The 6,873-nt window shown below is 59.1% G+C and carries 4 protein-coding genes; 2 read left to right on the top strand and 2 right to left on the bottom strand.

All coding sequences use genetic code 11. The annotated features are described in order from the left end of the window. Positions 1–514 precede the first annotated feature (514 nt). Positions 515–1,822, bottom strand: coding sequence for an MFS transporter (locus tag QJT82_RS44715; protein WP_016846328.1), 1,308 nt, complete (start codon positions 1,820–1,822; stop codon positions 515–517). Between the two features lie 249 nt (positions 1,823–2,071). On the opposite strand from QJT82_RS44715, the gene QJT82_RS44710 reads away from it, so the two are divergent. Both QJT82_RS44710 and QJT82_RS44705 read left to right on the top strand, forming a co-directional pair. Further along, positions 2,072–2,458, top strand: a complete 387-nt coding sequence (locus QJT82_RS44710; protein ID WP_155258815.1) for a hypothetical protein — start codon at positions 2,072–2,074, stop codon at positions 2,456–2,458. 275 nt (positions 2,459–2,733) lie between these two features. Continuing rightward, the gene (locus QJT82_RS44705) at positions 2,734–6,153 is read left to right on the top strand and encodes an autotransporter domain-containing protein (protein ID WP_244436109.1); all 3,420 of its coding nucleotides are present in this window, start codon (positions 2,734–2,736) and stop codon (positions 6,151–6,153) included. Positions 6,154–6,162: 9 nt separating this feature from the next. Here QJT82_RS44705 and QJT82_RS44700 read toward each other — a convergent pair whose 3' ends face one another. Further along, positions 6,163–6,471 carry a hypothetical protein gene (locus tag QJT82_RS44700; protein WP_157788226.1) on the bottom strand — a complete coding sequence of 103 codons (309 nt, stop codon included), beginning with the start codon at positions 6,469–6,471 and terminating at the stop codon, positions 6,163–6,165. Positions 6,472–6,873: the final 402 nt, after the last annotated feature.

The following is a 6,873-nucleotide window of genomic DNA, read 5'->3' as shown; positions in this document are numbered from 1 at the left end:
CGTCTGGACCAAGAAAAAGGTCCGTCAACGCCGTTTCAAAGGCCGCCGTATCACTCAGCTCTGATTCCGGGTACTAGCTGCCGTGGCTAAGCTGCGGGCCGGAACTTCTGATGACACGATCCTGTCAATGAACCAGGCACAGGGCAGGCGTCGCGACATGTAACCGGAGCTCCTTGGTGAAATCGACCTTGCCAGGACCGTCTTTGAGCACGCTGAGAACCGCGGCGCGAACCTAGGCTTGGTGCTTCGGACAAGCCGGGCGTCCTCGCTTCTCAGCTCCGGGCGCTTCGTCGATCGCGTCGTGTTCAGCGCTGCGAGCGCCCGACAGTCTGATGAAGCCGGTGACCATCGACGCGATCCCGGGCGCTGTCGGAGCCATCCGTTCTGTCGGTGCTGTCGATGGCCGCGCGAACGACCACGTCGAACGCGGGGCCCTACATTCTTGCTGACCGGCGCGAGCGCGATATCAGGCGGCAGAGAGCCGCGACCAAATTGTCCAGTGCTAGGACGGACGTTACCTGAGCGCAGCGCTCCGAATCTTGAGCGGCGCAGTCTCAGGAATCAAGAGCATGGCACAGAGCCCGGCCGCGCTCGCGACAAGCATGTACCAGGCCGGCGCCAGCGCGCTCCCGGTCAGGTGGATCAGCCAGGTGACGATGGGTTGGGCTGTACCTCCGAAGATCGCAATGGCGAAGGCGTAGGTCGTCGCGAAGGCGCCGCCACGAATGTTCTTGGGCAAACCTTCGGCCATGCTCACATAGAAGGCGCTATACGGAATCGTTCCGATCATGGTGAGCGCGCCGAGGCCTCCGAGAAGTGCGAGAGCACTGCGGCTCTCCGAGATCCAGAAGAACACTGGATAGGTCATCAGCAACGCCGCGATCTGCGGCCAAATCATGATGTGCCGGCGGCCCGCGCGGTCTGCGAGCCAGCCGCCCAGCAGTGCGGCGGCAATTCCTACCGTATTGCAGATGAGTGTGGCGCCAAAGGCGAGAGGCGCGGAAACCTGCAAGGTGTTCAGCGCATAGGTGGTCATATATCCCGTGACGTAAGTGATGATCGTGCAGCTGGCCAAAATGACAAATCCCAGACTCATGATGCGGCGAGCGGCAGGCTGCCTGCTTACAGGCTGAACGCCGGGAGCCGGCGTGTCGGGGCGATGCAACGTTTCGGGCAGGGCGCTCCGCAACCAGAGTCCGAACGGCAGCGTAGCGGCGCCGAGCAAAAGCGCGATCCGCCATCCGTAAGCACTGAGCGCCTCGCTTGTCATGGTCAGGGAGAGTATTTCTCCCACAAGCGCTCCGGCCGTCGCGGCAATCTGTTGGCTGGCAGGCTGGAACGAAACAGCAAGACCGCGCCGTTCGGCCGGGGCCGTTTCCATCAAATAGGCAGTCGTCGGACCAACTTCACCGCCCAGTGCGAAGCCCTGCACCAAACGTGCGAAAATCACCAGTAGCGGCGCGGCAATTCCTATTGTCTCGTACGAAGGCGTCACCGCCAACAAAAGGACTGCGGCGCTCATCATTGCAAAGCTCGCGGTCATGGCGGGTCGGCGGCCGGCTCGATCCGAGTACGAGCCGAGCACGATGGCCCCGATCGGTCTGGTCACAAAACCAGCGCCGAAGGTTGCGAGCGACAGCATGAGGCTGGCGAACGGGTCGCTTGCCGGGAAGAACGTCTGACCGATCTGGATAGCGAAAAAGCTATAGGTCCCAAAGTCGTAGAATTCGAGAATATTGCCGATGGTTGCGCCCAACACGGCGCGGCCGGTCAAGCGTTCGTCTGCCGGAACAAGGACCGCCTCCGGCTTCTTTCGAGTCATTTGTCCGGCCAATCTCGGTCCGTCTGAAGCGCGATGGCTGGCCTGAGCATTTCGATCGGTGAGGTCGCGCCACATTGCACTTCACCTACTCTATACGCCGTCTGGTTGAGGTGGTCGGCTCCGCGTCTTGGTGCTCTGCATGTGCCTGACGCATGCCGGACCGAAGCTCACGACGGTGAGTGCAATAAAAATGCCCGCCCCTCGCAACCCCATTCAAAACTTGAACTGATCGCGGCAATCGCAGCAAGCATGAATGAACGAACATTCCAACTGCCGGGGGGCGCTCCAGTGCAGTGGCGAGTTTGCGACAACAATGGCCGTCGCCGAACATTGCAGTGCCTGTTTTTCACGCGAAGAACCGTCGTGCATGTTGCTGCGTTCAACTGGTTGCGCACGGCGGACGCATCAGGCGATTTGGCCCAACTTTTGCTCCGCTGCTTGTTGGTTGCGCGCAGCCGCCGCCTCGTCGGATTGGGTCTGCTGCAGAATGCAGGACCTTCGTGCGATCAAAAGGCAATAGGAGTTCGCATTGCTAACGGCACCATGAAATCGATCGACATAGGCGCGGCACCGCAGGCGGGCGGTCATATTCGGTCTGACGAGCAGCGCTCGGCGGGTCGCAAATGGCAAGCGTGATGTGCCAGAGTCTGAGCTCCAGGAATTTGAAATCAAAGTCACCAGCAATGGGGACACACCTCCTTGAGCGGACTTGGTTTCATCAAAGCCGATCCAGGGAAATGGCTTTCCTTTCGTATTGAAGTGCTGCCGTCAGGTATCGCGCGCGAACTACGCACGCCGATGTCTGACCAATGACGGCCGCGCTTCGCTCGCCCATCTGCGTGCACCCGCGCTCGAGTTAGATGGCAAAACACACCTGTAATCAATGCATCGAAGAGAATGTGTAGTGTAGTATGAAGACGAAGACGAAGACGAAGACGAAGACAGTTACGGCCATCGTACTTGCGGCTAGTGCGTCGCTGGGTTCGCCCAGTAGGGCCCTTGAAACTTTCGATGTCACGGATACGAACGGCGTGACCTTCATGCGAGCGCAGATATTCGGACCCGGCGATGGTCCTTATTGGGAAGGTGACGGGGTTTCAACGAGGAATTTGCCGAAATCGGAAATAGATCATTCATTGGCGGCGATTCGGTATTGGGCAGAAATCATCAAGCTTATGCCGGGTCACGCGCCGGCCATTGTCAACTTCGGGGGAAATAGCGAGAAAAACGCATCTGCCTATAGTGGTATGTCCCCCGGTGGCGGCACCAAGGTGCAGGCGTCGCTCATGGGCCAGGATCCAGGCGAGCTGCACTACGGTGCGCATGGCATGGTTACAATTGGCCTGATGGGGTTTTCGTCCGAAGCATACATCCCTTCGCAATTGCCGACGACTGCAAAGATTGGTCTTACGCCCGTAGTGCTTCATGAGCTCGGCCATGCACACGGTATGCTCAGCACTATCAACTATGAACCATCTCCGTATTTCCCTGGGCCGATATCAACGTATTTCCCGGAAAAGATAAATGCGTGGACCGAGCATTTGCGCGACGACAATGGCAAACAAGCCAAGCCTGGGCAGACGATCTATTGCTCCGTCTGCACGAACCTACCAGCTGACGACGTTTTCGATCTGCGCCGCGATCGGGGCTATTTCGCTGGAAAGCATGTGAGTGAAGTGCTGGCCGGTGCCATGCCTGGTATTCCGGTGCGCGTAATGGACGAGCATGGTCGACGGGATGCGCCCTTCGCCTCGCATAGCGAGCTTAAGAACAGCCTGATGAGCCACCAGGGATACCGGAACTACACCGCCCTGATGGAGGCGGAGATCGCCGCGTTTCAGGATATGGGCTACAGCATCGATCGGCGCAACCACTTCGGTTACTCCATCTACGCCAATGGCCAGACTCTGGTAAACGACAATCCCTTCTTCGCTCGTAATGCTGACGGCACCGCCTATCTGCCGAATACGTACAATACGGCTACGCTCGGACTTGGGCTGCACGTCTATGGCAGCGGCAATATTGTGGTCCAACGTGCCGACCTGCTTTCGAAGGGAGCAGGGGGCGCCGGCATCCGCGTCGACGGCGAAAACAACCAGATCATAATCCCGCCCGGAACCCGCGTGTACGCCGATGGCGCCTATGGGCGCGGCGTCATGTTCGCCTATGGCAAGGATCACACGTTTACTCAGCGCGGGGACGTGCAGGCTCTCGGCGAGCATGGCATCGCAGCAAGTTTCGACTTTGGCAACAATGCGATGGGCAACGACCTTGAATATCGTGGCTCGTATATTCGCACGATCGGCAATAACGCGGCGCCGATGCTGAACGAAATCGAGGGCCCCCTCGTCAGCAAATTCGATCTGACCGGGCGCCTGGCTGGCAGTCATGCAGCGATGTACATGTCGAACAACGGTTATGTCGGCGAGATCAATGTAATGCGTGGCGCAATGCTGTCAGGGGACATCCTGTCCGATTACGCCCAGCTTGACGAGAAAGGTGCTCTGCGGCTGACCAAATTGACATTCGGTATGACGCCTGATGCGAACGGTCACTCAACGCAGGAGCCCGACCAAAGCTTTGCGACCCGTTATGAAGGGAATATCATTGGACGCAACCTGTCGCTGCAGTTGTCGGGCGGCGTCACGCTGTTTACCGGAAATCATGAACTGTATGACGCAACTGTCGCGCAAGGCGCAACCTTGTCCGGCAATGGCAGTTATCTGCTCAGTACTGACGGCCGCTTCACCAATAGCGGTGCTGTCGCGCCTCTTATCGGTCGCCTTGACAGCAGCATAACGGTGAATGGCGACTATCTGCAGACCTCGACCGGTCGCTTGCAGGTCGCGGTGAATGATAGCGGTGCGTTCAGTCGTCTGGTGGTGAACGGCAATGCGACTCTCGACGGCACGCTCACGATCATCCCGCAGCGTGGCTGGTATGGCAGCGGCTTCAAGTTCTCCTCCAATCAGTGGCTGAATGCAACAAATCTCTGGGGCTCGTTTGCGAACGTGACGACATCCCTGCAATCACCGACCTTGCTGGCGAGTGCTACAGCCGAGGGTGGCAACACCTATGCGTTGACGCTCTCCCGTCCATCCGATGCTTACTCGCGATATGGAGCCGATGCCAACAGCCGCGAGGTGGGCGCGGCGCTCGATCAAGTCGCCGGCAATGCTGCGTCGGGGCTGCACCCGCTCGTCGCGGCACTCGACTTCTCCTCGCCTGACGGCACAGCGGTGACATCTGCGCTGCGACAGCTCTCGCCCTCCGTCTATGCCTCCGAACAGGGCAGACGTATCAATGACAGCTTCTATGCGCGATCGGCGGTTTACGACCGCCTGGAACAGGCGTTTGGCGGGGCGCCATCATCAGCGATGAATGCAGTAGGTTATGGTCCTGAGCAGAAAAGGCCAGGTGACGATTCCGTCCCTGCCATCGGTGCCATCGCCGCGGCGTCTTCTGATCCGCCATCCTATGACCTGCAGGGTTATGCCGCGTGGGCTTCTGCCTTTGGCGGATGGACGACCCAATCAGGTGACGGCAATGCCGCAAGCACCAGATCCAGCATCAGCGGCTTCATGACCGGTATCGACAGGCCGGTATTTGAGGACTGGCGCTTCGGTGTTCTTGCTGGCTATAGCCGCTCCACTTTCAAGGCTGGCGCTGCTTCGTCGTCAGGCCGCAGTGACAATTACACGTTCGGGACCTATGCCGGCACCGAGTGGACCGCACCGGAAGGAGCCGTCGCATTCCGCTCAGGCATTGCCTATACATGGCACGATCTTGAGATGAGCCGCAACGTTAGAGTCCCGGGGTTCAACGACAACTTGATCTCGGATCACGATGCGGGCACTTTCCAGATTTTTGGCGAATTGGGCTACAAAGTCCATCTCGGCAAGTATTCCATGATCGAGCCCTATGCCAATCTCGCCCACGTTCGCGTCGCGACGGATGCTTTTTACGAAAGGGGATTGAACGGGGCGGCGCTTGGTATTCGCGCTGACACGATGGATACGACGCTCTCCACGTTCGGCGTCTACGCGACGACCCGTATTCAACTTGGCCACATTGCCGCGACTGCGCGCGCTGATGTTGGCTGGCGTCATGCCCTGGGTGACATTGTTCCGCTGTCGACAGCCAGCTTTGCTGCAGGTTCCAGCGCTTTTGCAGCTTCGGGCGTATCCATCGGCAAGGATGTGGCACTCGTGCAATCCGGTCTGGACTTCCAGATTTCGAGCAACAGCACCCTTGGCATCGCCTATCAAGGCCAGTTCGGTTCAGGCCTCACCCAGAACGGACTGAATGCCACCTTCAACGTGAAGTTTTGATACGCATGCTCAATCCATTGTGGCCCGGCGCGCTGCGCGCAATGGACCATGTTGGCTTCGATACAGATCTCGTGGCCAAAAAGCCTGGCCGGCGAGGTTGGCCTGCTTGAACGCCGCGCTGGTAAGCGCGATGTCGTTGCCGGCGCATTCGCCATCGCTCCCGATCTTCAACTGATTGACTTGATGTCGGGTCCCGTTCAGATCGGCCTTAGCGAACCTCCAAAGGGCATAGCCTAAGGTCACCAGCTCATTGGTCGCAAGAGCGTGCTTGCTTGGCCTGCCATAGCGATGGCACAGGGTTTCTGTCGCCCTGCTCAAGCCAACGCAATCCGAACCGGTCGGCGACGGCCTCCAGGCAGCTGTTGAGCTCGTCCTTTTCGGCCGGATCTTGGGTGAGAACATTCTGCGTTTGGGAGCTAGTCAGGCACTCCGGGGTCTCCATTGTCAATTGTGGTCCTGCCGGGGCCCCGGTCGCCCCGGGAATGTCCTCCGCTTGAACACATAGGTGAACTTGATCTTCAGGGCTGTGGAGTGGGCCCGACTGGACCTCGTCGGCGAAAGCGGGAGAGCAGGAGCGCCAGACGTGAACGGGGCGCACCGGAGGGGTTCGGACGCCTCCAGCCGGCATTCCCGCCGACGGAGTGCCTAGTACCCACTTTTCTTGGAACGTGAGTCGTGATTCAAGGTCGGGATGATACCCGAAGCAAGAGAAGTCCGCCT

This window comes from Bradyrhizobium sp. Mp19 (assembly GCF_029952935.1).
In the GTDB taxonomy this organism is placed as follows: domain Bacteria; phylum Pseudomonadota; class Alphaproteobacteria; order Rhizobiales; family Xanthobacteraceae; genus Bradyrhizobium; species Bradyrhizobium elkanii.
The sequence above is the reverse complement of the archived record's forward strand: the minus strand, read 5'-3'. Positions and strand labels throughout refer to the sequence as shown.

Bases quoted from the DNA above. Each gene is read 5' to 3' on its own strand.
- QJT82_RS44715 (WP_016846328.1), bottom strand. From the start codon at position 1,822: ATGACTCGAAAGAAGCCGGAGGCGGTCCTTGTTCCGGCAGACGAACGC.
- QJT82_RS44710 (WP_155258815.1), top strand. From the start codon at position 2,072: ATGAATGAACGAACATTCCAACTGCCGGGGGGCGCTCCAGTGCAGTGG.
- QJT82_RS44705 (WP_244436109.1), top strand. From the start codon at position 2,734: ATGAAGACGAAGACGAAGACGAAGACGAAGACAGTTACGGCCATCGTA.